This is a genomic window from Xanthomonas sp. GW, assembly GCF_014236815.1.
Taxonomy (GTDB): Bacteria; Pseudomonadota; Gammaproteobacteria; order Xanthomonadales; family Xanthomonadaceae; genus Xanthomonas_A.
The window spans coordinates 3721020-3743053 of the sequence record NZ_CP051189.1; the positions used below are offsets into that span (position 1 = coordinate 3721020).

The window sequence follows — 22034 nt, forward strand, 5'->3', positions numbered from 1 at the left end:
GGCGCAGCGCCATACGGCGCGGCGCTGAGGGCTGCCATCGATTGCCGGGCGATCCGCACGACGGCGTGCGCGCGTCAAGCGAGGACGCGACTCAGTGCGGCAGCAGCCGCGTATCGAGCGCATGCTCGGCGAGCATCGCCGCCAACGCCTGCCGCGCCTGCGCGCGATCGCCCGGATCCGCCGCGTCCAGCAGTTCCTGCGCGAGCGCGCTGAACTGCGGCCAGAATTCCTGCGGATGGCGCAGATGCGCGGTCCACTGCGGCAGCATCGCCGCCATATGCGCCAATGCCGCCTGGGTCTGCGCGCGCGTGTTCATGTCGGCGCGCGCGGCTGCCGCCATTGCACGCGATGCGCCTTGCCGTCGTCGACCAGCGCGATGCGCGCGTCCTGCTGGCGCACGCCGTCCAGGAACAGACCGCTGCCGTTGTCGGCATCGGCGCCGGCGTCCGCCTCGCCGCCCACCGACTGCAGCAGCTCGATGTGGTACGTGCTGCCGCCGTGGCGGTAATGCAGTTCGCAGCGCTCCCAGTCGGCGGGCAGGCACGGCCGCAGTCGCAGGCTGTCGCCTTCGCGCTGCAGGCCCAGCAGCGATTCGACCAGCAGCCGGTACATCCAGCCAGCCGAGCCGGTGTACCAGGTCCAGCCGCCGCGGCCCACGTGCGGCGCCACGCCGTAGACGTCGGCGGCGAGCACGTAGGGCTCGACCTTGTAGCGCTCGCTGGCCGCCGCATCCAGGCTGTGCTGGATCGGGTTGATCATCCGCGCCAGTTCCCAGGCACGTTCGCCGTCGCCGAGGTGGGCGAAGGCCATCGCCGCCCACACCGCCGCATGCGTGTACTGCCCGCCGTTCTCGCGCACGCCCGGCACGTAGCCGCGGATGTAGCCGGGGTCGTGCTCGATGCGGTCGAACGGCGGTTCCAGCAGCTGGATCAGGCCGGCGTCGCGCTTGACCAGATGCTGGTCCAGCGCGGCCATCGCCTGCCGCGCGCGCGCCGGTTCGGCCGCGCCGGACAGCACCGACCAGCTCTGCGAGATCGAATCGATGCGGCATTCGGTGTTGTCCGCCGAACCCAGCGCGGTGCCGTCGTCGAACCACGCGCGCCGATACCAGCCGCCATCCCAGGCATGCGCCTCCAGATTGCCGCGCAGGACATGCGCCGCCGCATCGCACTCGTCGGCGAAGGCCGCATCCTCGCGCCCGCGCGCCAGCGCCGCGAACTGCTGCAGCACGTGATACAGGAAGAAGCCCAGCCACACGCTCTCGCCCTTGCCGCCCTCGCCCACCCGGTTCATGCCGTCGTTCCAGTCGCCGGTGCCGATCAGCGGCAGGCCGCGTTCGCCGAGCAGCGCCATGCCGCGGCGCAGCGCCTGCACGCAGTGCGCGTACAGCGGCGCACGCTGGCTGGACGGCGCCGGCAGGTCGTAATACGACTCTTCGTCGGCGCCGACGGCACGGCCTTCGATGTAGCGCACGTCTTCGTCGAGCACGCTGCGGTCGCCGGTGACCTGCAGGTAGCGGCACGCCGCCAGCGGCAGCCACAGATAGTCGTCCGAACAGCGCGTGCGCACGCCGCGGTCCTGCGGCGGATGCCACCAGTGCAGCACGTCGCCCTGCGGGAACTGGTGCGCGGCACTGGCCAGCAGGTGCTCGCGCGCCAGCGCTGGCGTCGCGTGGACCAGCGCCATCATGTCCTGCAGCTGATCGCGGAAGCCGAACGCGCCGCCGGATTGGTAGTAGCCGCTGCGCGCCAGGTAGCGGCAGGCCAGGGTCTGGTACGGCAGCCAACCGTTGACCAGCAGATCCACGCTGGGATCGGGGGTCTTCACCTGCAGCCCGCCGAGCAGTTGCCGCCAGTGGATGCGCACCGCATCCAGCGCGTCGTACGCGGCATCGCGGCCGCGCATGCGCCGCGCCAGTTCCACCGCCGCGTCGTGGTCCTTGCCGGCGCCGAGCCGGAACACGGTCTCGCACTCGGCGCCGGCGGCCAGGCTCAGCGGCACCTGGATCGCCGCGCACGGATCCAGCCCGGCGCCGAGGCGCCCGGACAGGCGTTCGCGGCGCAGCGCCTGCGGGTCGGCCATGTCGCCGTTGCGGCCGAGGAACTCGCTGCGGTCGCCGCTGCAGCTGCGCGTGTCCGCGTCCACGTCGAAGAACGCGGTGCGCGCGGAGAACTCGGCGTTGTAAGGGTTCCGCGCCAGCAATGCGCCGTGCGCGCCATCCTGTTCGCTGACCACGTGCATCTGCGACTTCACCCGCAGATCGCCCAGCACCCATTCCACATAGCCGGTCGCCGACAGGCGCCGGCTGCGGCCGGACAGGTTGCGCAGCTTCAACACCGAGAACTTCACCGCCTCGTGCAGCGCCACATACACCCACAGCTCGCTGGCGATGCCGTCCTCCACGTGCTCGTAGACGCTGTAGCCGAAGCCATGGCGGGTGCGGTAGTCGCCCTCGCCGCGGCGCGGCAGCGCCTGCGGCGACCACACCCGGCCGCTGTCTTCGTCGCGCAGGTAGAACGCCTCGCCGCAGGCGTCGGCGACCGGGTCGTTGTGCCACGGCGACAGGCGGAACTCGTGCGCGTTCTCGAACCAGGTGTAGCCGGCGGCGCTCTCGCTGAGCACCGTGCCCAGCTGCGCATTGGCCAGCACGTTGGACCACGGCGCCGGGGTCGGCGCACCCTCGCGCAGTGCGACCAGGTATTCGCGGCCGTCGGCGGCGAAGGCGCCGGTGCCGTTGTCGAACAGCACCTCGGCATGCGCCGGCGCGAACGGCCATGGATCCTCGTGCGCATCGCCGGCCGCAGGCGCAGGCATGGCCAGGGCCTGCGCCTCGGCCAGCGCGGCGGCGGGCAGCGGCACCAGTTCGGGCACGCCGCGCGGCGGCGGCAGATGCCGTCCGATCTGCGCGGCCAGGGTGCCGCGCTGATCGCTGACGATGACCCGCGCCACCACCTGCAGCAGGATGCGGTCCTCCTGCGAGATGTTCTGCACCGGGCGCACGAAGATGCCGCCGGGGCGCTCCAGCACGCTGGCGTCCGGATCGGCCGCGACCATGCCCAGGATCTGCTCCTGCAGCTGTTGCCGGTAGCCGCTCTGGCTCTCGTTCCAGATAACCAGGTCCGCATGCAGGCCCTTGAGCCGCCAGTACGCGTGCGCCTGCACCATCTGCCGCACCAGTTCGATGTTGTCGGCATCGCCGATCTGCAGCAGCGCGATCGGCAGGTCGCCGGAGATCGCATGGCCCCACAGCCCGGACTGGCCACGCCGGTTCTGCAGCAGCAGCTCGCTGTCGGCGCGCAATGCCGGGTGCACGTACACCATCAGCCCGGCCAGGCGCTCGTACAGCTGCGCGTCGGCCTGCGAGGCGTTGATCTGGCGGCGCACCACCTGGCTGTGGGTCCAGGCCAGGTCGAACACGCGGTCGGCCAAGCGCCGGTCGCGGTACTTGTCGATCAGCGCCATGCACGCGGCGCGGTCGCCGCCGACGCCGTAGACCATGTCGATCATCGCGGTCTGCTCCGGCGCCAGCACGATCCGGCAGCGGATCGCGACCACCGGGTCGAGCACAGAGCCGGCGGTGTCGGACAGCGCCGCCTCGTGGCGCAACGCGCGCGGATTGCGCGCCGTATTGCCGCGACCGAGGAAGCGCGCGCGGTCGGTCTCGTAGGAAATCGCGCCGATGTGCGCATCGTGCACCGCCACCAGGTGGAACATCCACGGCGCGACTTCGTCGTGCGCGCGGGTGCGCCGCGTGCACAGCAGCGCCTGCGTGTCGCGGGCGATCTCGGTCTGCACGAACAAATTGCTGAAGGCCGGATGCAGTTCGTCGGCGATGGCCGGCGCCAGCACCACTTCGGCATAGGTGGTGATCTCGATGGTGCGCGGCTGCCGCGACCGGTTGCTGACCCGCAGGCGGCGCAGCTCGATGTCGTCCTCGGCGGAGATCGCCACTTCCAGGTGCGTGTCGAAGCCGCGCTTGCGGCCGCGGAACTCGGCCTTGGCATCGGAGAAGATCGCTTCGTAGTGGTCCACCGCCACCGCGGTGGGCTGGTAGGCGGCCGACCAGTAGTCGCCGCTGTCCACGTCGCGCAGGTAGCAGAAACTGCCCCAATGGTCGCGGGTGCCGTCCTCGCGCCAGCGGGTGATGGCCATGTCGCGCATGCGGCTGTAGCCGCCGCCGGCGCTGGTCAGCAGGCCGTGGTAGCGGCCGTTGGAGAGCAGTTGCACCGCCGGCCGTGGCGCGCTCGGGTCGCGGAACACGCGCAGCTGGGTCTCGTCCTCGCGCGCGTCCTGCGGGCTGCGTGCGGCGCCGTCGGCCTCCTGCGGATGGAACACGCCCACCCGCGGAATCCGTTCCTGCAGCAACAGCAAGGTGGCCTGGAATTCGGCATCGGCGGCGAAGCGCTTCTGCATCGGCTGCTCGCGCAGCAGATGGTCCAGCGCCAGCAGGCCCATGCCCTGGTGGTGTGCCATGTACGAACGGATCAGCGCATGGTCCTGGCCGGGCGGGACCCGGCTGGGGGTGTAGTCGATCGCCTCGTGCAGGCCGAAACGCCCGCCAAAACCGGACTCGGCGAGCCGCTGCAGATTGGTACAGGCCGCTTCCGGGGCCACCATCAGCGCCATCATGCTGGCGTACGGCGCGATCACCAGATCGTCGCCGAGCCCGCGCTTGAGGCCCAGCCCGGGCACGCCGAACGCACGGTACTGGTAATTCATCCGCGCATCGACCGCGTTGTAGCCGGACTCGGACACGCCCCACGGCAGCGCATGCCGCGCGCCGTGCGCGATCTGCGCGTTGACCGCATGCACCGCGGTCTGGTCGAGCAAGGTGTCGGCATAGCTGGGCATCACCAGCTGCGGCATCAGGTATTCGAACATCGAGCCGCTCCACGACAGCAGCGTCGCTTCGCCATCGACCTCGGTGAGCTGGCGGCCGAGCGCGAACCAGCTTTCCTGCGGCAGCTGGCCCTGGGCGATGGCGACGAAGCTGCATAGCCGCGCTTCCGACGCCAGCAGGTCGTAGTAACCCTGGTCCAGGCGCCGTTCGTCGACGTTGTAGCCGATCGCCAACAGCCGCCGCGCTGGATCGTAGAGGAAGCCGTATTCCATCAGCGACAGCTGCCCGGCGATATGCGCCAGGCGCTCGAGCTGGTGGATGCGCGCGCGGGCGCGCTCGGCGGCGTCGGCGTTGTGGGTCTGCGCGGCCAGCGCGCGCAAGGTCGGCAACGGCATCTCGGCCGCGGCGGACATCGGCGTGGCGTCGGACTGGTCGGCCACCGTCGCCCACGGCGCGAACTCGCGCAATTCCTGCTGAGCCGCGTTGCACGCGTCCAGCAACACCTGTGGCCAGTGCGGCGCCAAGGCGTCGGCGGAGTGCTCGGCGGTGGGCACCGGCGGCGGCCAGTGCTCGGCGATCGAGGCCGCCTGCACGGCCAGCGCAGCTAGTGCGTGCCAGGTCTGTGGCAGCGTCTCCGGCGGGACCGCGCGCAGCGCCTGCAGGCGCTGATCGACATCGTGCAGCGCCGCCTGCGGCAGCGCCGCCGCGGCGGGATTGTCGTGCGCGGCCTCGCGCAGCACGCCGAACGTGTCGGCCAGCCCGTCGAAGGTGGTCGCGGCCAGCAACGGCGCATCGCACAGCGCCAGCAGGCCCTGGCGCAGGGTCAGCAGATGCCCGGCCAGGTTGCCGCTGTCCACCGTCGACAGGTAGGCCGGCGGCAGCGGCAACAGGGTCTCGGTGTCGTACCAGTTGTAGAAATGGCCGCGATGGCGCGGCAGCGTCTCCATCGTCGCCAGGGTCAGCCGGGTGCGCTCGATCACCCCGCCCGGCTGCAGGTAGCCCAGGTCGTAGGCGGCCAGGTTACCGAGCAGGGCCAGGCCGATGTTGGTCGGCGAGGTGCGCCGCGCCACCACCAGTTGCGGATGCTCCTGCACGTTGTCCGGCGGCAGCCAATGGTCCTGCGCGCGCATGTGCACTTCGAAGAACGCCCAGGTCCGCCGCGACAGCCGGCCGAGGAAGGCGCGTTGCGCCGGCGCCAGCTGCGCGCGGCGTTGCGCTGGCGCATGCCCCATCCACGCCATCAGCGCCGGGGCGACGATCCACAGCGCCAGGATCGGCGTGGCGACCCACAGCGCATGCGGCTGCTGCCAGGCCAGTACGGCCAGCAGCGCCAGCGCGCACAGCGCCGCCGGCGCCATCCCGCCCAGCTCGGCCGCATTGCCGCGGCCGAGGCTGCGCGCCACGTCGCTGGACGCATGCCATTGCAGCAAGTGGCGCCGGCTGACCAGCATGCGCCACAGCGTGCGCACGATCGCCAGCGCGGCGTAGCCGGCCTCGTACGGCAGGCAGGCCAGCGCCACCAGCGCGCGCTGCAACTGCGTCGCCACCGCCTTGGCTAGCATACCCAGATGCATGCGCCAGCCTATGTCCGACGGCTTGGCGATCAGGTCGTGCAGCGCCGGCACCACGATCGGCAGCACCAACAGGCCCAGCAGCCACGCGGTCCACGCCGCCGGCCGCGGCAACCACAGCCAACCGATCGCCAGCAACGCGGTGGCGGCGAGCGGCACCAGGCTGCGGCGCAGGTTGTCCAGCAATTTGCCGCGCGACAGCAACGACAGCGGCGTGCGCCGGTAGCGGCCGGCGGCGTCCGGCACCCACGGCAGCAGCCACGGCAGCAGTTGCCAGTCGCCACGGATCCAGCGCGCGCGGCGCTTCACGTCGGCCGCATAGCGCGCCGGATAATCCTCGAACAGCCGCACGTCGCTGACCAGGCCGGCGCGCGCATAGCAGCCTTCCAGCAGGTCGTGGCTGAGGATGCGGTTGTCGGGCAGGCGGCCGTCGAGCGTCTGCTCGAACGCGTCCACGTCGTAGATGCCCTTGCCGACGAACGAGCCTTCGCCGAACAGGTCCTGGTACACGTCCGACACGGTGCGCGTGTACGGGTCGATGCCCGGCTCGCTGCCGAACAGGCGCGCGTAGCGGGTGATGCGATGGCCGCTCATGCTGCTGCCCACGCTCGGCTGCAGGATGCCGTAGCCGCGGGTCACCCGGCCCAGCGCCGGATCGATGCGCGCGCGGTTCAGCGGATGCGCCAGGGTCGCGACGAACTCACGTGCCGCGTCGCGCGGCAGCCGCGTGTCCGCGTCCAGGGTGATCACGTAGCGCACCTGCGCCAGCAGCGCGGTCGCGCCGATCGCCGCGCTGAAATCGGCATCGGCCGCGCCGCCGCGCAGCAGCCGGTTCAGCGCCGCCAGCTTGCCGCGCTTGCGCTCGTGGCCGATCCAGGCGCGCTCGCCGGCGCTCCACAGGCGTGGGCGATGCAGCAGGAAGAAGCGGTCGTCGCTTTCCGGCGCGTAGCGCTGGTTGAGCCGCACGATGTGCTGTACCGCGTGCTCGAGCAGCGCCGCGTCGCCGGGCAGCGTCGCCTGCGCGGCATCGAGGAAATCGGTGAGCAGCGCGAAATGCAGTTGCGTATCGCGGTTGGCTAGGAACCGCACTTCCAGCGCCTCGGCCAGCTCGTCGATCGTGGCCGTGTCGCTGAGCATGCTCGGCACCACCACCAGGGTCCGCGCGCCGGCCGGAATGCCCTTGGAAAAGTCCATCCGCGGCAGCGTGCGCGGCGCCACCAGCAGCGTCGCCGCCCAGTTGACCAGCGCCACGCCCAGTTCGCTGAACGCAAGCACGCCCAACAGCGCGGTGGTCGCCCACAACCAAGCCGGCACCGCGGCCAGCACATGCAACTGCTCGAGCAGGGTCCAGGCGCCGAATGCGGCGATCGCCGCGATCGGCAGCAGGTACGCGGACAGCGGCAGCGTGCGCCGCGCCACGTAGGGCCGCCGCCGCGCGCGCGGCAGTGCGGCGATCGCCGCCGGCAGGTCGCGCTGGCCATCATCGACCAGGTAGTAGCCGACATGGCGCCGGTCGTCCGCAGATGCCGCCTGCGCCAGCTGCAGCACGCACGCGGCTACCGCGTCTTCGCTGGCGCCGCTGCGCCGCGCCAGCAGCTCGACGCTGTGCCGGTAGCTGTCGCGGGTCTGGAAATCCATCTGCGCATAGGTGCCGTGCGGGTCGCGACGCAGATGCGCTTCGACCACGCTCAGGTCTTCGACGAAGTCGCGCCAGTCCATCGTCGCCAGGAACCGCAGGCTGGCGATGCTGTTGCTGATCGAGACCTGGTCGGCGGCCTGCTGCTGGCTCTCCGCGTGCACCATGTCGTCGATGCGTTGGCCGCCGTCGGCCAGCCATTGCTCGACCCAGGTCACCGGCATCGCCAGCACCCCGCCGCGGCCGTGCAGCCCGCGTACCAGCTCGGCCACGAACGCACCGGACAGCGGCGGCTGCGAGCGCGCCATGTCCGCGACCACCAGCACCACGCTCTTGGGATCCTGCGCGGCGGTGGTATTGAGCCGGTCGGCCCAGTCGCTGGCCAGGCGATGGTCGATGCCGTCGCGCATCACCCGCGCCGCGACCCGGCGCAGGTTTTCCAGCAGACCCAGGCGCAGCATGATCGGAATCGCCCACAGCTCGCCCAGCTTCAGCGGCGTCACCGTCTGGTAGGCGGCGATGAAGCGGCTGGCCATGTCGGCATCGATACGGCCGTCGCCATGCGCGATCGCGTCCATCGACAGCGCATAGACGCGCGGCAACCCGGCCGACGCGCCCTGCGCCAGCGCCGGCAGCTGGCGGCTGTAGCCGGCCGGCAGATGGCGCCGCGCGATCAGGATCTGTTCTTCGACCAGGTAGAAATTGTCCAGCAGCCACTCGCCAGCCGGGGTGACGCGGATGTCGTCGCGGACCATCGCCGCTAGCATCGCCAAGGCGTCGCGCAGCACGTCCTCGTTCTGTTTCAGCCGCGCCAGCAACACCTCGGGACTGCGCCCGCCGCGCACCCGGTGGCTGCGCGCCAAGGCCTCGCCGTGCGCGGCCATCTGTTCGGCGCTGAGCAGTTGCGCACGCAGCGGCTCCTCGGTCGGCGGCCGCGCGCGGCCATGCTGCAGGAACATCGCGCGCATGCCGGAAAGGCCGCGCCGATAGGGAAGCAGCCGTCTACGCAACGCACGCCAGGGGGATACCATGATGATCCAGAGGAGCCAGAGAGCCCACTTGGCTGCATGCTTAACAGGCGCCGGCAGCGCAAGGCGTGAATGCGGGCAGCGCGCTGCGCGTCGTTGCCGATCGTGCTGACATCGCTGCGCGAGACACAGCCGCGCTGCGGTTGACGCTGCGGTCGACGCAAAGCGCGCCGATGGCGTTCAGATGCCGATGCGTGCGACATCGCCGGCTGGCGCAATGTGCCGCGATTGCGGTGCGATTGCGCAGAAGACAGACGCCGCAAAGCGAGGCGAACAGGTCCCGACGATGGCCAATGGCAACGGCGACGACACGCCGCACGCGCGCATCCGCGTACACGCATGACGCCGCACCGCCGACAACGAAGGCGTTACGCCAGCAGCGGCGCCCGGCTCAGATCCGCGTGGTGGCCAGGAAGCGCTCGCGGTCCTGCTGGGTGCGGCGGCGGATCTCGGCCAGGGCCTGGCTCTCGGTGGCTTCCAGCATCGACTCGAACAGGCGCTGGAAGTGATTGCGCATCGCGTTGCGCGAGGCCGCCGGATCGCGCGTCTTCAGCGCTTCCAGGATCGCGGCATGTTCGTCGGTGCGGGTCGCGTCGTCCTGGTGGCAGACGTGCGCATACACCTGGCGCACCCGCGGCAGTTCGTTGCGCATGCGCCAGATCAGGTGGATGCAGTACTCCACCACCGGATTGCCGGACAGGCGCGCGATCGCCAGGTGGAAGCGGCGGTCGTATTCGCCGGCCATTTCCTCGGTGGTGGTCGGGTCGGACATTGCCGTGACCAGGATCTGCAGTTCCTCGATATCGGCATCGGTCAGACGCCCGGCGGCCAGCGCCGCGGCTTCGGCCTCGATCACCGTGCGCGCGGCGGTGAGGTCGAAGGCGGTGACGTCGGGCAGCGCGCCCTGCGCATCGATCGGACGCGGCCGCACGTACACGCCCGAGCCGGTCTTGATCGCGATCCAGCCCTGCGCTTCCAGCGCGATCTCGGCCTCGCGGATGGTCACCCGGCTGACCGCGAAGCGCTCGGCCAGATCGCGCTCGCCCGGCAGCCGCGAACCGGTCGGGAATTCCCCCGATTCGATCAGCGACAGGATCTTTGCGGCGATGGATTGGTAGAGGCGGCTTTCGGACATTCGCGCTAAGGACCCGTCGGTGAATTCCACAGCGGCGCCGGGACGACGCGCCGGCGCCTGCTGCGGCTCGAAAAACGGCGCGGCCCGGGAGCCGCGCCGCTGCGTTCAGAACTTGTATCGTACACCGAAATATGCGCGCCGCCCGTAGCTCACGTACTCGCGGAAGTTGCCGTAGACAGGCTGGGATGCGACGCGCGGTTCGTTGGTCAGGTTCATCAGTTCCAGCGACAGCGACAGCTGCTTGGTGACCCGGTAGCGCGCGCGGAAATCCACGCTGGTGTTGTCGTCGTAGTAGCGGTTCTGCTGCGCGGTGTTGCCGGTGAAGTCCTGGTAGTACTTGGAGCGGTACTTGCCGATCGCCTGCATGTCGAAGCGGCCCAGTTCCCAGTACAGCGAGCCGGACAGCACATGCCGCGAAAAGCCGCTGAGCCCGGCCGGGGCCACGATCGCCGGAATCACCGTGCCGGTGACCGCGTCCACCTGCTCGCCCAGGCGCGGATCCTGGGTCTCGTAATCGGTGTCGGCGTAGTTGTAGCTGAGCTTGAAACCGAGCCCGTCCAGCGGCTTGGGCAGGTAGGAGAAGCGGTGCGCGGCGCTGAGCTCGAAGCCGGTCAGCGTGCTCTTCTTGTCGGTGGTCACCTGCCGCGGCACCGCCACGGTGACGCTGCGTCCATCGACCACGAAGGTCTCGTCGAACAGCGCGGTCTCGGTGCCGCCGTTGAACTGCTTCCAGTACACCGCGCCGGCCAGCATGCTGTCCTCGTTCGGATACCACTCCAGCGACACGTCGCCGTTCCACGACATCAGCGGCTTGGCCTCCGGGTTGCCGGTGGCGGTGATGCCGGCCAGCGCCTCTTCCAGGCTGGTGAAGTTCTCGGTGCCGGTGAGGTTGACGTTGCGGCCCGAGCCCAGCGCGGCGATGTCAGGACGCGACATCGCCCGGTAGCCGGCCACGCGCAGCAGCAGGTTGTCGCGCAGTTCGAACGACGCGTTGGCGCTGGGCAGCAGCTTGTCGTTGCCGGCCTTGGCGACCAGGGTCTGGTAGGTGCCGGTCGGCTGCAGGCGCAGGGTGCCGGCGCCGTTGTCGATCAGGTCCAGCTCGGCGCGCACGCCTTGCGAACGCACGTCGGTCTTGACCCAGCGCACGCCCATGTTGCCCGACACCGGCAGCCCGAACAGCGTGCTGCGGAAGTCGGCCATCAGGAACAACGCCTTGGTCTTCTCCACCACGTCGACGTTGTTCGGATCCATGTAGTTCGGATCCACGCCGGTGGCGCTGCTGCCGCGGAACGCTTCGTACAGGCACGACGGGTCGAAGTAGGCCCAATTGGAAATGGTGTTGCCGCTGGCGTCGTCGAGGAAGTCGTCCTGCGGGAACGCTGCGCGGCAGGCCTGGTTGGCGGCGACGATCTGCGCGCGCCCGGCGCCGCTGGCGGCGATGTCGGTGGTGATGGTGTTGTCGAAGTAGCGGTAGTCGGCCTGGCTGGCGCGCAGGCCGAAGCTGAGCTTGGTCAGCAGGCCGTCCTCGGGCAGGTAGCTGACGTCGAAGCGGCCGGCGCGGATGCGGTGGTCGTTCTTTTCCTCCTCGGAGGTGACCCGCGCCGCGCCGGTGTAGGCATCCCAATCGGCGACATCGAACGCCGGGTCGAGCGCGATGCTCGGCACGTCGCCGCGGTTGTCCCAGTCGTAGTTGACGTAGCCGGTGGCGCCGCTGCTGATGCCCGGCACCACTGCGTTGTTCACGTCGCGGGCGTTGGCGCGCAGGCGGGTCATGCGCTGGGTGTCCTCGCGCACGGTGTGCGAATAGGACAGGTCGGTGGCGATCTCCCAGGCCACGCTCGGGCGCAGCACGATGTTGAGGCCGCCGCCGGTGTATTCCTCGTTGCGGTCGTACAGGGTCGAGGTGGAATCGATCGAGGTGTTGCCGGAATAGCTGCGCAGCACGCCGTTGTCGTCGACCTGCCGATCGACGATGCCGCGGCGGGTGTTGGACAGGCTAAGGTCGGAGCGCTTCTCGTGCCAATTGCGGTCGGTGTGTTCGTAGTCGACGTTGACCTCGAGCACCTCGTTGGGCTTCCACTGCACCGCGGCGAACTCGGACTGGCGGTCGTTGCGTTCCTGCTTGAGCCGGTAGATACGGCTGCTCGGCACCAGGTAGTACGGCGCGCCATTGGCGATGGCGTTGGCGCCGACCTCGGCGCAGTTGGCGTTGCGCACGTTCTGGGTGCCGTCGCAGGCGTACCAGGTGGAGCCGCTGGTCATGCTCTCTTCCGGATCGGTGCCGTCCAGCGCCTGCAGGCCGATCGACACGCCGAGCTTGCCGCCGTTGGCGAACTCGAACTGGTCGATGTAGCTGGCGGTGCCGCGCCAGCCGATGCCGTCCTTGTCGCGGTACTTGCTGTCGTACTCGGCCCAGCTGCCGCGCCCGTCGAACTGGAGCGCGCGCTTGCCGTAGTCCAGCGGCTTCACCGTCTCCAGGCCGATGGTGCCGGCGACGCCGCCTTCGATCAGGTCCGCGCGCTGGGTCTTGTAGATGGCCACGGTGTTGATCAGTTCGGCCGGGAACATGTTGAAGTTCACCGAGCGGTCGCCGCTGCCGTTGGTGATCTCGCGGCCGTTGAACTGGGTGCTGCTGAGGAACGCGCCAAGGCCGCGGATGGAGATCTCCGAGGCGCCGGTCTTGTCGCGGGTGGAGGCGGCGCCGGTCAGGGTCTCGATCGCGTCGGCCAGCGACGGCGCCGGCAGGTCGCCGATGTCCTCGGCCGAGAGCACGTCGGAGATCACCGTGTCGTCGCGCTTCTTGTTGATCGAGGACTGGATCGAGCCGCGGATGCCGGTGACCTGGACCTGGTCCAGCGTCGTCGCACCGCTCGCCGGCGCCGGCGCGGTGGCGGTCTCGGCCGCAGCGGCTGGCGGTTCCTGCGCCCAGGCCACGCCGCTGGTCAACGAGGCCGCGATGGCGCAGGCCAGGGCGCTGCGCAACGAGCGCGCGCCGGCGCGCTTGGCGGACGGGGCCGCATAGGGGTGCCGCATGGTCTCTCCTCCCGAGTGAACGCCGTAAGGGCTACGACTTGGGAGCGGAGCCTTTACCGGTCTCCGACCAATGTCAACAAATTGGTAGAAATATCCGTCCAGGCCAATTGGTACGTGCGATTGATCTTAATTTATGTGCGGATGCAGCACGGATTTCGCGCCAAATCACCTTTCCAGATAAATGATTTTTGGTATGCAGATCTGGTTGACGAGCGTTCGACCTCTGCTACCATCCGGCCCACGGCGGCGCCGCCACGGCACGCATCGAGAGGAGGCAGACCATGGCATCGACCGCCGCGCGCAACCGCTTCGCCCTGCTGTTCCTCGCCCTGGCTGCCGGCCAGGCCGATGCCGCCGACATCCTCGTCGCCACTCCGGCCGAATACCGCGCCGCCACCGGCGCCCTGCAACCCGGCGACCACGTGATCCTGGCCAATGGCGAATGGCGCGATTTCCAGATCGTGTTCGCCGGCACCGGCACCGCCGCGCAGCCGATCCGCCTGAGCGCGCAGACCCCGGGCCAGGTGATCATCACCGGCCAGTCCAATCTGCGCATGGCCGGCACCTACCTGGTGGTCAGCGACCTGGTGTTCCGCGACGGCTACAGCCCGACCGAGGCGGTGCTGTCCTACCGCGTCTCCAGCAAGGAGCGCGCGCGCCACAGCCGCATCACCCGGGTCGTGGTCGACCGCTTCAACCAGCCCGAACGCAGCCGCTCGGACAACTGGGTGGCGATGTACGACAGCCACAACCGCTTCGACCACAACCAGCTGGTCGGCAAGAACAACGCCGGCCCGACCATGGTCGTGGTCCGCGATGCGGTACAGGGCCTGGACAACCGCCACCGCATCGACCACAACTGGTTCGGCCCGCGCCCGAACCTGGGCGCCAACGGCGGCGAGACCCTGCGCATCGGCACCAGCAACGACGCCAGCTCCGATTCCAACTCGCTGGTCGAGAACAACTGGTTCGAAGGCTGCGACGGCGAAGTGGAGATTGTCTCCAACAAGTCCGGCGGCAACACCTACCGCGGCAACGTGTTCAAGCGCTCGCGCGGCGCGCTGGTGCTGCGCCACGGCGACGGCAACCTGGTCGAGAACAACGTGTTCTTCGGCGACGGCAAGGACGACACCGGCGGCATCCGCGTCATCAACCGCAAGCAGACGGTGCGCAACAACTACCTGGAAGGGCTGGCCGGCGACGGCTATTCCTCGGCGCTGAGCATCATGTACGGCGTGCCCAACTCGCCGGCCAACCGCTACGTACAGGTGCAGGAAGCGCTGATCGAACACAACACCTTCGTCGCCAGCAAGCAGCTGTTCTTCGGCGCCGGCAAGGACGACGAACGCACCGCCGCGCCGATCGACAGCGATTTCGCCGACAACCTGATCGTCGCCGAGCACGATCCGGTACGCGTGCTCGGCGACCTGTCCGGCATCGCCTTCGCCGGCAACCTGCAAAGCCCGGCCGCCTCGCCGCGCCTGCCCGGCGGGGTGACCGGCCGCACGCTGACGATGACGCGCGCCGCCACCGGCCTGCTGGTCGCGGCGGACGCCGGCGGCATCGGCGCCGACCCTGCGCTGACCTATGTGCCGCGCGACGACGTCGGCGTGGCTTGGTACGCGAAGGAAACGGTGCCGGTGGCGCTGGACAGCGGCCGCCGCCAGCGCGTGCGGCCCGGCAACGACACGCTCGCGCAAGCGGTGGCGGCCGCCGGCGCCGGCGATCGCCTGCAGCTGGATGCCGGCCGCTACCAGGTCGATCAGGTGCTGGCGCTGCGCCATCCGCTCAGCGTCGAAGGCCCGGCGCGCGGCCAGGCGCAGATCGCGTTCTCGCGCGCCACGCTGTTCCAGATCGAAGCGGGCGGTGCGCTGAAGTTGGCGCGGCTGCAGATCGACGGCAGCGCCGCGCCGGACGAAGTGGGCAACGCGGTGATCCGCACCGCACCCGGTTCCAATGCCGCCAACTACGAGCTGATCGTCGAGGACAGCCGCATCCACGGCCTCACCGGCAACCGCGGCTTCGACGTGATCGCGCTGGGCAAGGGCACCCTGGCCGAGCGCATCGCGCTGCGCCGGGTGGTGGTGGAAGACGTCTCCGGCGCGGTGCTGTCGGCGCATGCGGAAACCGACGACCGCGGCACCTACAACGCCGCGCGCGTGGAGATCGCCGATGCGCAGTTCCGCCGCATCGGCGGACCGGCGGTGGACCTGTACCGCGGCGGCCGCGACGAGAGCACCTTCGGCCCGGTGCTGACGATCAGCGGCTCGCGCTTCGAACGCGTCGGCGGCGCCGATGCGCCCTCGCTGCGCCTGCACGGCGTGCAGCGCACGGTCCTGCACGACAACCAGTTCATCGACAGCGCCGCGATCAGCAGCGTGCGCACCACCGGCACGCCGCAACTGATCGCCACCCGCAACCAATTCCTCGGCACCCCGGCGCTGCCGGCCACTGCCGACGCGGAGCCTTTGCTATGACCCGATCCACTCGCCTGATGCTGCTGGTGCTGGCCGCCGCCACCAGCGCGCCCGCCGCCTGGGCCGCGCCCGCTGCGACGCCAACCGCTGCGGCCGCGAGCAGCACCGCCGCCACCAACGCCGCGCCGGTGCTGGTCACCGCCGCGCAATGGCGGCAGATGGCCAGCGACGGCGCACGCTACCCGCTGTTCGCGCGCGAACGCGCGCGTGCCGAAGCCAGCCTGCGCAAGGCCATGCAGGCCGGCATCGACGTGCCGCTGCCGAAGGATCCCGGCGGCGGCGCCAGCCACGAACAGCACAAGCGCAACTACCAGGCGATCCAGGCCGCCGGCGCGCTGTACCGACTCACCGGCGAGCGCGCCTACGCCGACTACGCGCGCGATCTGCTGCTGGCCTACGCCAAGCTGTATCCGACCCTGGGCGCGCATCCGGCCGGGCGCGGCCAGGTGCCGGGGCGGCTGTTCTGGCAATCGCTCAACGATTCGGTGTGGCTGGTCTACGCCGCGCAGGGCTACGACGCGATCCGCGACAGCCTCACACCTGCCGATCGCGACACCATCGACACGCAGGTGTTCCGGCGCATGGCGCACTTCCTGTGCGACGAAAGCCCGGACAACTTCGACAAGATCCACAACCACGCCACCTGGGCGGTGGCCGCGGTCGGCATGACCGGCTACGTGCTGCGCGACCAGACCCTGGTGGACAAGGCGCTGCGCGGCAGCAAGCAGGACGGCAGCGCCGGTTTCCTCAAGCAGATCGACCAGTTGTTCTCGCCCGACGGCTACTACGCCGAAGGCCCCTACTACCAGCGCTATGCGTTGGCACCGTTCGTATTGTTCGCCAATGCGATCGAACGCAACCAGCCGCAGCAGAAGATCTTCCAGCGCCGCGACGGCGTGCTGCTGAAGGCGGTCGACACGCTGGTGCAGAGCAGCTACGCCGGCTACTTCTTCCCGCTCAACGACGCAATCCTGGACAAGGGCCTGGACACCGAGGAACTGGTGGCCGGGCTCGGCATCGCCTATGCGCAGACCCACGACGCGCGGCTGCTGTCGATCGCGCAACGCCAGCAGCGCGTGCTGCTGACGCCCGAGGGCCTGGGCGTGGCCGCGGCACTGGTGCAGGACAAGGCCAAGCCGTTCGCGTTCCGCTCCGCGCTGCTGCGCGACGGCGCCGACGGCGATCACGGCGCGCTGGCGATCCTGCGCGCCGGCGGCGAGGACGGCCAGACCCTGGTGATGAAGAACACCTCGCAGGGCATGGGCCACGGCCACTTCGACAAGTTGAACTGGCTGTTCTACGACAACGGCCAGCGCGTGGTCACCGACTACGGCGCGGCGCGCTTCCTCAACGTGGAAGCCAAGTCCGGCGGCATTTACCTGCCCGAAAACACCACCTGGGCCAAGACCACGGTGGCGCACAACACGCTGGTGGTGAACGAACGCAGCCACTTCGACGGCGACTGGCGGGTGGGCGAGGAACACGCGCCGACGCCGCTGCTGTTCGCCCGCGACACCGACACCCAGATCGTGTCCGCGCGCATGGATCACGCCTACGAGGGCGTCAGCTTCACCCGCACCCAGGCGCTGCTGACCCATCCGGAGCTGGGCCTGCCGATCGTGATCGACCTGCTGCGCGTGCACGGCGCCAAGCCGGCGCGCTACGACCTGCCGCTGCATTTCAACGGCCACATCATGCAGGTCGGTTTCGACGCCAAGCGCGCGCTGGCCGAGCGCCCGGTGCTGGGCAAGGCCAACGGCTACCAACACCTGTGGGTGGACGCGAGCAGCGACGCTTCACAAGCGCCGCGTAGCCTCAGCTGGCTGCTGGACGGACGCTTCTACAGCTACCGCTTCGGCAGCAGCGCGCCATCGCGCGCGATCCTGGCCGAGAGCGGCGCCAACGATCCGGACTTCAACCTGCGCCGCGAACCGATGCTGCTGCAGCGCGTGGACGGCCAGGCCGAGGTCAGCTTCTTCGGCGTGCTGGAACCGCACGGCGAATACAACGGCACCGCCGAATACGTGCACGGCGCCGACAGCCGCATCCGCGACATCGCCCGCGTGCGCGGCGACGACGCCGAGGTGATCGTGCTGACCCTGGCCTCGGGCAAGACCCTGGCGCTGGCGGTGGCCGACGATGCCGCCGCCGAACGCGAGCACAGCGTGCAGGTGCAGGGCCAGCGCTATGCCTGGCGCGGCGGCTATGCGCGCTTCGACCGCGCGGCGGGCGGCAAATGAGCACGCCCGCCTCCGCCGCCGCCAAGCCGGGCAAACCAAGCAAGCGCAGCGCGGTGCGCTGGATGATCGTGGGCCTGATCGCGGTAGCCACGGTGATCAACTACATCGACCGCAACGCGCTGGCGGTGATGTGGCCGGCGATCTCGCAGGACATCGGCGCGACCAAGGAAGACTACGCGCTGCTGGTGACCATCTTCATGCTGTTCTACGCCGCCGGCCAGTTCGTGTTCGGGCGCCTGTTCGACATCATCGGCACGCGGATGGGCTTCGCGCTGTCGATCGCGGTGTGGTCGATCTCGATCGCGCTGCATGCGGTGACCCATTCGATCGTCTCCTTCAGCATCGTGCGGGCGATGCTCGGCATCAGCGAGGCCGGTGCCTGGCCGGGCGCAGTGAAGGCCAACGCCGAGTGGTTCCCGGCACGCGAGCGCGCATTGGCGCAGGGCATCTTCAATGCCGGCGCCTCGATCGGCGCGATCGTGTCGGCGCCGCTGATCGCGCTGCTGTTCCTGTGGCTGGGCTGGAAAGGCACCTTCGTGCTGGTCGGCACGCTCGGCTTCGTGTGGCTGCTGCCGTGGCTGGTGATCTACCGCGCCGGCCCGGACAGGCATCCCTGGGTGGATGCCGCCGAGCGCGCGCTGATCCTGGACGCGCCGGCCGACGGCGGCGTGTCGGACAAGCCGGCCTACCTGCCGAGCCTGCGCCAGATCATGTCGCACCGGCAGAGCTGGGGCATCGTGCTGTCGCGCTTCTTCATCGACCCGATCTGGTGGCTGTTCGTGTCGTGGCTGCCGATCTACCTGGCCGAGACCTTCCATTTCGACATCAAGCAGATCGGCGCGTTCGCCTGGGTGCCGTTCGTCGGCGCGATGCTCGGCAGCCTGTCCGGCGGCTGGCTGTCCGGGCGCTTGATCGCGGCCGGCTGGAGCGTGGACCGCGCGCGCAAATGGACCATCACCCTGGGCGGCGCGATCATGGCCCCGGCCCTGCTCGGCGCGGTCCTCGCCGCCGATCCGACCATCGCGGTGCTGACCATCGCCGCGGTGCTGTTCGGTTTCCAGATCGCGATCGGCAACATCCAGACCCTGCCCGGCGACCTGTTCGACGGCAAGTCGGTCGGCTCGCTGGCCGGCATCGGCGGCATGGCTGCGGTCGCCGGCACCTTGATCACCACCTGGCTGGTGCCGGTGATGACCGCCCACTCCTATGCGCCGATGTTCATTCTCGTCGCCGCCCTGGTACCGGCCTCGCTGGCCGCGCTGTGGCTGGTGACCGGCCGCATCGAAAAACTCGACGATCCCGCCACCCGCGGCTGATCGCTTTCCCTTTCCCCACAACGCAAGGACTCATCGCGCATGCAATTCAAAGACAAGGTGGCCATCGTCACCGGCGGCGGCCGCGACATCGGCCGCGAAGTTTCGCTGAAGCTGGCCGCGGCCGGCGCCAAGGTGTGCATCAACTACGCCAACGACGCGGCCAGCGCCGAGGAAACCCTGCGCCAGATCCAGGCCGCTGGCGGCCAGGCCATCGTGCATCGCGCCGATGCCGCCAACGCACAAGCTGTGGCCGGGTTGGTCGCCGCGACGCAGCAGGCGTTCGGCGAGCGCATCGACATCCTGGTCAACGTCGCCGGCGGCATGCTCGCGCGCAAGCCGCTGGCCGACATCGACGAAGCCTTCTTCCACCAGGTCATGGACCTCAACCTGAAGTCGGTGTACCTGACCACGCAGGCGGTGGCCCCGCACATGCAGGCGGGCGCGGCGATCGTCAATTTCGCCTCGCTGGCCGGCCGCGACGGCGGCGGTCCCGGCGCGGCGATCTACGCCACCGCCAAGGCCGCGGTGATGACCTTCTCGCGGGCGATGGCCAAGGAACTTGGCCCGCGCGGCATCCGCGTCAACGCGCTGTGCTGCGGCATGATCGCCACCCGCTTCCACGACGACTTCACCAAGCCGGAAGTGCGCGCCTTCGTCGCCAACGCCACTCCGCTGCGCCGCGAAGGCCGCGCCGCCGAAGCCGCCGATGCGGCGGTGTACCTGGCCTCCGATGCCGCCAGCTTCATCAATGGCGCCAATCTCGACGTCAACGGCGGCGTGTATTTTTCCTGACCCGAACGCGTAGGAGCCACGCTCATGTCGTTGCGATTCCCGCCCTTGCGGCCGTTGTTGTGGAGGGGCGCGGTCGCCGCCGCGCTCGCGTTGTGCATGGCGCTGCCGGCGGCGGCGCAGCAGGCCGCGCATTGGCTGCCGGCGTGGATCGCCTCGCCCACGCCGGACCGGCTCGACGGTCCGGCCGGCAGTTCGTTGCAGTTCGAGCGGCAGAGCGTGCGCCAGGACATGCGCCTGGGCACCGCCGCGCAGGCCTTGCGCTTCCGCATCAGCAACGAACTGGGCACCGCGCCGCTGAAGATCGGTGCGGCCTCGGTGCGCCTGGCCAATGCCGCCCAGCCGGCGCAACCGGTGTTATTCGACGGCCGCCGCGAGATCGTGCTGCCGCCCGGCGGCGTGCTGCTCAGCGATCCGGTGGCGCTGCGCGCGCCGGCATTGGCCGAGATCGCGCTGACCCTGTATTTCCCCGAGGCAACACGGCCGGCGGTACGTCGCACGGCGGTGCGCGTGGCCGATGGCAATGTCGAGGTGAGCGACGCCACCGCGCTGAGCTACCGGCAGAACGTGGTGTCGGCGGTGTATGCGCAGACCAGCGCATCGCCGCGGGTGGTGGTGGCGCTGGGCGATTCGATCACCGAAGGCGCCACCGCCGCGCGCGGCAGCAACGGCGACTGGCCGGCGCTGCTGGGCAAGCGCCTGGAGCAGGCTTGTCCGGGCCAGGTGGTGGTACTCAACGCCGGCATCAGCGGCAACAAGCTGCTCGACGCCGGCCGCAGCCCCAGCGCGCTCGCGCGCCTGGACCGCGACGTGCTGGCGCTGCCCGGCATCGACCAGGTGCTGCTGTTCGAAGGCATCAACGACATCCGCCACAGCGGGCCGCCGGCGTTCGCGCCGGGGCGCACGGCGGCGGACATGCAACTGGGCTACCGGCAGGTGACCGAACGCCTGCGCCAGCACGGCATCGCCACGATCGGCGCGACGCTGACCCCGTTCGGCGCTTCGGAACGCTACGAACCCGTGTCCGCCGCCACCCGCCAGGCCTTGAACGCCTTCATCCGCGACAGCAAGACGTTCGACACGGTGATCGACTTCGACGCGATCCTGCGCATGCCCGACAACCCCGAATCGCTGCCGGCTGCCATCACCCGCGACCACCTGCACCCCAACGACGCAGGCTACGCGCGCATGGCCAATGCCATCGACCTGTCGCTGTTCGGCTGCAAGGCGCGCTGACGGGGCGAAGATCTCCGCGCCGCTACCGCGAGCGGTGCACGTCGTTCGCGGCTGGAGTTCTTCGCCGAGCGTGCCGCCGCCCCCATCCACGCTCCCCGACACTGTGGGGAGCGACTTCGGGTGACCTCGGGCCATCCGTCGCGACGGGCATTACCGACAACGCCCGTCACGACCGACCTCACCGGCAGGCATCCGCACAGAGGACATCGGTCCTGATCGAGCAAACGCCGAGGTCCGTCGCTATGATTGGGATAGGCTATAGCCATGCCGATGCAAACCCCACATTGCCCGACTTGCTGCACTGGCATCGCGCGCTCGTCCCTCTCGCGTCGTCGCCCCAGCGCGAACGGGACGCGCCATCAGGCGGCCGCGTCGTGAGCGCCGCGCACTTCCAGGTACTGGACCACGTCGCGCATGCCTGGTTCCTGCTGCAATCCGGCACGGACCGCTTCCTGGACGTGAACTGCAACGCCTCCGCGTTCGGCTACTCGCTGTTGATCCGGCTCGACGCCGACGAATGCGCGCAGATACAGCAAGGCGGACATGCCGCCTGCGACGCCCTGGCCACGCGCATCCGCGACACCGCGTCGCCGCGGCACCCGCGCGATGTGTCGCACGATCACGGCGAAGCGGTGTCCGATGCCATCGCCCGCTGGCGCGAGGAACACCGCAACTGAAGTCAGGCCGTCGCCGCTGCCGCCACGGGCGGCTCCGGCGGTGCATTACCATGCGG

Annotated in this window: 10 protein-coding genes; 6 read left to right on the top strand and 4 right to left on the bottom strand. The window is 69.9% G+C overall.

What is annotated here, in order from left to right; translation table 11 throughout:
- Window positions 1-91: 91 nt before the first annotated feature.
- The 4 genes from HEP73_RS15910 to HEP73_RS15925 all read right to left on the bottom strand — a co-directional run bounded on the left by HEP73_RS15910 (window position 92) and on the right by HEP73_RS15925 (window position 13243).
- Window positions 92-316, bottom strand: coding sequence for a hypothetical protein (locus tag HEP73_RS15910; protein WP_255423525.1), 225 nt, complete (start codon window positions 314-316; stop codon window positions 92-94).
- Complete coding sequence (locus tag HEP73_RS15915; RefSeq protein WP_255423526.1) at window positions 313-9015, bottom strand: GH36-type glycosyl hydrolase domain-containing protein; 8703 nt, start codon at window positions 9013-9015, stop codon at window positions 313-315. Before HEP73_RS15915 ends, HEP73_RS15910 begins: the two co-directional genes overlap by 4 nt.
- A 451-nt stretch (window positions 9016-9466) precedes the next feature.
- Complete coding sequence (locus HEP73_RS15920; protein WP_185820717.1) at window positions 9467-10210, bottom strand: FadR/GntR family transcriptional regulator; 744 nt, start codon at window positions 10208-10210, stop codon at window positions 9467-9469.
- Between the two features lie 105 nt (window positions 10211-10315).
- Window positions 10316-13243: a TonB-dependent receptor gene (locus HEP73_RS15925; protein ID WP_185820718.1), complete on the bottom strand. Its 2928-nt coding sequence runs from the start codon at window positions 13241-13243 to the stop codon at window positions 10316-10318.
- A 281-nt stretch (window positions 13244-13524) separates the two neighbouring features.
- Between HEP73_RS15925 and HEP73_RS15930 the strand changes: the two genes are divergently transcribed.
- The 6 genes from HEP73_RS15930 (at window position 13525) to HEP73_RS15955 (ending at window position 21978) form a co-directional block, all read left to right on the top strand.
- Complete coding sequence (locus tag HEP73_RS15930) at window positions 13525-15720, top strand: polysaccharide lyase 6 family protein (RefSeq protein ID WP_185820719.1); 2196 nt, start codon at window positions 13525-13527, stop codon at window positions 15718-15720.
- Entirely contained in the window at window positions 15717-17960 is a 2244-nt protein-coding gene (locus HEP73_RS15935) for an oligoalginate lyase (protein WP_185820720.1), read from the top strand. Before HEP73_RS15930 ends, HEP73_RS15935 begins: the two co-directional genes overlap by 4 nt.
- On the top strand, window positions 17957-19276 hold the full coding sequence (locus tag HEP73_RS15940) for an MFS transporter (RefSeq protein WP_185820721.1): 1320 nt from the start codon (window positions 17957-17959) through the stop codon (window positions 19274-19276). The genes HEP73_RS15935 and HEP73_RS15940 overlap by 4 nt, the downstream gene beginning before the upstream one ends.
- A 39-nt stretch (window positions 19277-19315) precedes the next feature.
- A complete protein-coding gene (locus HEP73_RS15945; RefSeq protein ID WP_185820722.1) occupies window positions 19316-20068 on the top strand; it encodes an SDR family NAD(P)-dependent oxidoreductase in 753 nt (250 codons plus the stop codon).
- A gap of 57 nt (window positions 20069-20125) precedes the next feature.
- Window positions 20126-21301, top strand: coding sequence for an SGNH/GDSL hydrolase family protein (locus tag HEP73_RS15950; RefSeq protein ID WP_458309692.1), 1176 nt, complete (start codon window positions 20126-20128; stop codon window positions 21299-21301).
- 284 nt (window positions 21302-21585) lie between these two features.
- A complete protein-coding gene (locus tag HEP73_RS15955; RefSeq protein WP_185820723.1) occupies window positions 21586-21978 on the top strand; it encodes a hypothetical protein in 393 nt (130 codons plus the stop codon).
- Window positions 21979-22034 lie beyond the last annotated feature (56 nt).

Coding starts and splice junctions, on each gene's coding strand:
- HEP73_RS15945 (WP_185820722.1), top strand. CDS start 19,316: ATGCAATTCAAAGACAAGGTGGCCATCGTCACCGGCGGCGGCCGCGAC.
- HEP73_RS15920 (WP_185820717.1), bottom strand. CDS start 10,210: ATGTCCGAAAGCCGCCTCTACCAATCCATCGCCGCAAAGATCCTGTCG.
- HEP73_RS15910 (WP_255423525.1), bottom strand. CDS start 316: ATGAACACGCGCGCGCAGACCCAGGCGGCATTGGCGCATATGGCGGCG.
- HEP73_RS15940 (WP_185820721.1), top strand. CDS start 17,957: ATGAGCACGCCCGCCTCCGCCGCCGCCAAGCCGGGCAAACCAAGCAAG.
- HEP73_RS15925 (WP_185820718.1), bottom strand. CDS start 13,243: ATGCGGCACCCCTATGCGGCCCCGTCCGCCAAGCGCGCCGGCGCGCGC.
- HEP73_RS15930 (WP_185820719.1), top strand. CDS start 13,525: ATGGCATCGACCGCCGCGCGCAACCGCTTCGCCCTGCTGTTCCTCGCC.
- HEP73_RS15935 (WP_185820720.1), top strand. CDS start 15,717: ATGACCCGATCCACTCGCCTGATGCTGCTGGTGCTGGCCGCCGCCACC.
- HEP73_RS15915 (WP_255423526.1), bottom strand. CDS start 9,015: ATGCGCGCGATGTTCCTGCAGCATGGCCGCGCGCGGCCGCCGACCGAG.